This window comes from Streptomyces sp. MnatMP-M17 (genome assembly GCF_900091995.1).
Lineage (GTDB): Bacteria > Actinomycetota > Actinomycetes > Streptomycetales > Streptomycetaceae > Streptomyces.
This window is the reverse complement of sequence record NZ_FMDK01000986.1, coordinates 1-2,850: the sequence shown is the minus strand read 5'-3', so window position 1 is coordinate 2,850 and position 2,850 is coordinate 1. Positions and strand designations below refer to the sequence as shown.

Here is a 2,850-nt window from a genome sequence, read left to right as displayed (position 1 = left end):
CACGCGGCGGCGGATCGCCGCCGTCCGGTCCCATGCCGGCCGCGTCGGCGGCCCGGCCGGTCCGCACCTCGGCGCGATGCCGACGGCGCAGATGGGGCCAGCGCACCAGGAGCAGGTCCACAGCCGCGTCGTAGATCTGCTTGCGGCTCTCCGGCAGATGCTCGCCGCGTTCCAGGTTCAGCGCGCACAGCAGCCCGCACAGGAGCGGGTTCGCACTCATCCCCCGGAGTGCCGGCCGGTTGGACAGTGTGGAGAGCAGCCCCTGCTCGCAGCGCTCCAGCTCTTTCCGGACCTCGGTGCCTCCCGGCGTGTCGGGCTGGTCGTCCCGTGCCTTCCTGTGCCATCCACGCACATACCGCTCGACACTGTGCCGGCTCATCGGGAGCAGGTCGAACCTCTCGAAACCGCGGTCCACCCACCACTGTTCGGCCACGGTGGACGGGCGGGTGGTGACGATGCACCGGGTGTCGGGATACGAGACGAGCTGCTCGTCCACCCACTCCTCAAGGTGTACCCGTTCGCGTGGGCGTACCTCGTCGAGCCCGTCCAGCAGGAGCAGCACCCTGCCCTCCGCCAGCATGTTCCGGACCCAGCCGTCAGGCATCTCGGGGCGGAGCGTCTCCGCGACAAGCTCGTTCAGGGGAGGCGGGCGGCCGTTGGCGAACCGTACGAGTTCCAGAAGGAACGGCGCGGCCGAGAACTCGTCCGCTCCGACGCTCCGCGCCGCGTCGTCGGGTCCGTACGCCTGGTCGGTACGGACGCCTCTTTCCGTACCGACACCGCCCGCCGCGACGGCACCGAGCCAGCGCACGAGCGTACTCTTGCCCGCCCCGGCCACACCGCGGATCAACGCACGCCGATGCGAGCGCAGCTCCCGGTCGGCTCGGGCGCCGACGCTGACCGTCCCGTCATCCGCCCGGTCACGCCGCTTGAGCGTCAGCGGAACGTAGCCCATGGTGAACGGCTGTCTGCGCGGTATGCCACGGGGATCCACGGCGAAGAAATCGAAGCGGTCGAGAGTGCCGACCATGAACCGTCGGTATCTGACCGTGAACGCCTCATCGGGACCGCGATCGGACGTCCCGTTGCCCAACGTCCGGGGAAGTGGAGATGGAAGCGGAAGTGGAGGAGGAAGCGGAAGGGCAAGAGGAAGCTGATCGGCGTCCACGGGCAGCGCGAGCAGTGCCCGCAGCCGGGACTTCTGGGCGGGCTCAAGGCCTCCGTCGAGTGCGCGATCGAGCCGTACGGCCGCCAGACGGGCCAGTCCGTCACCGGGATGGTGCTTGCTGATGACACCGACGATCCTGTCGCCGGCCCACACGGCCGCGCCCGACATGCCTTCCCAGGGTGATGGACCGCCACGCGGGCCCTCGGCGGGCGCCACGGGAATCGTCACCTCCAGTGAACCCGCCCGCCAGTTCGACAGCACCGCCGCCGATCCCACGGCGTGGTACGCGTCCCGGTACCGCGTACGGTTACGCGCCGGATCCGACGCCGTGCGGCCGGTGCGGCCAACGCGGTCGGTACGGCCGTCGTCCGCAGGGCGGTCAGTACGGCCGGTACGGTCGTCGTCCCGCAGCTTCCACCGCGGGAAGCCCACCGCCTGTACCTCCAGCACCTGAGGATGATCCGCGATCCGCGCGAACCGGGCGTCGGGCACCTGTCTGTCCGCCCGCGGCGCTATCGAGACCACCGCCAGGTCCGAGCCGGAGTCGGACCACCATGCCGTCGCGGTCGCCCGCCACTCCCCAGGCAGATCGGGCTCGAACCGGACGTCCACCGACCTCGCGCCCTCGACCACATGAGCCGCGGTCAGTACCGCCCCGGAGGAGACCAGATAACCCGAGCCGCGACGCTTCCGCTTTGCGCCGAGGTCCACGATCAGTTCGGCCACCCTGGGCCGGTCCAGCGCAGGCGAGGTCACCGCTCGCCGTCCACCTCAGCGCCGGAGATCAGCGGTCGGCGGTCCGGTTCTCCGGCCCGCCGGGGATCCAGCGTCAAGGTGATCCGCTGAGTCGAGTTCTGCGCGATCTTGGCGTCGGCTCCCAGCTCCACCACCCAGAACCTGACCTTCGCGCCCGGCCCGGCTTCTTTGTCCACCGAGATGGTCAGCTCCAGCTCCACAGGGCCCAGTTCGAACCGCAGATCCGCGTTCTCGCTCTCCCCCTGGCGCATCGCCTCGGTGAGTTCTGCCCGTAACTGCCCGATCATCTCGGCGAGTTCCACTGCCATGAGCTGTCCCCCTTCAGCACCATACAGACGTAACACATCATCACAGGGCACTTGTCCCGGGTGCAACGGAGATCTCGTGCGATACACCCGGCTACGATGCGCCCATCCGTGGCAGGGGGCATTTTTCGCACAGCAGCCGCGGAACAGCCGGCTTCACACCATCGGGGGGACCTCTAAATGTTCGTGCTGTCCATATTGCTCATCATCGCGGCCGTCGTACTGGCCGTACTCGCCCGCAGCCGCTCCGGCGCCGGCGGCTGGAAACTCGGCGCCGCGCTGGCCGGAGTGGCGGGGCTGGCCTTCGGCGTCATCAGCTGCGTGTACGTCGTGAGCGCCTACGAGGTCGGCGTCCCGGTCCTCTTCGGGAAGACCGGCACGCCGCTGAAGTCCGGGATGCATCTGAAGACGCCCTTCACCGATGTGACGACGTTCTCCACCCGCCCGGTGGACCTCAATCTCAACGACAAGGACGTGGTCGAGGTCCGTTCCTCGCAGGGCGGCGTGCTCTACGCGGACGTCACGGTCAAGTGGGCGGTCACGCCCGAGAACGCCGTGGAGCTGTACCGGCTCGCCGGCAGCCAGGACGCGATCCAGGAGCGGCTGGTGCTGCCGGACAGC

3 protein-coding genes are annotated in these 2,850 nt (G+C 69.3%); 1 reads left to right on the top strand and 2 read right to left on the bottom strand.

All coding sequences use genetic code 11. The annotated features are described in order from the left end of the window. Together GA0115259_RS34715 and GA0115259_RS34710 are read right to left on the bottom strand one after the other, a co-directional pair. A partial coding sequence (locus tag GA0115259_RS34715) for a serine protease (protein WP_141716814.1) occupies window positions 1-1,924 on the bottom strand: 1,924 nt, incomplete at its 3' end. Further along, complete coding sequence (locus GA0115259_RS34710) at window positions 1,921-2,232, bottom strand: trypco2 family protein (protein WP_093604268.1); 312 nt, start codon at window positions 2,230-2,232, stop codon at window positions 1,921-1,923. The genes GA0115259_RS34715 and GA0115259_RS34710, both read right to left, overlap by 4 nt. Window positions 2,233-2,409: 177 nt before the next feature. Here GA0115259_RS34710 and GA0115259_RS34705 point away from each other — a divergent pair. After that, the coding region (locus GA0115259_RS34705) for an SPFH domain-containing protein (RefSeq protein WP_256098281.1) at window positions 2,410-2,850 on the top strand (441 nt) is incomplete at its 3' end.

Bases quoted from the DNA above. Each gene is read 5' to 3' on its own strand.
- GA0115259_RS34710 (WP_093604268.1), bottom strand. From the start codon at position 2,232: ATGGCAGTGGAACTCGCCGAGATGATCGGGCAGTTACGGGCAGAACTC.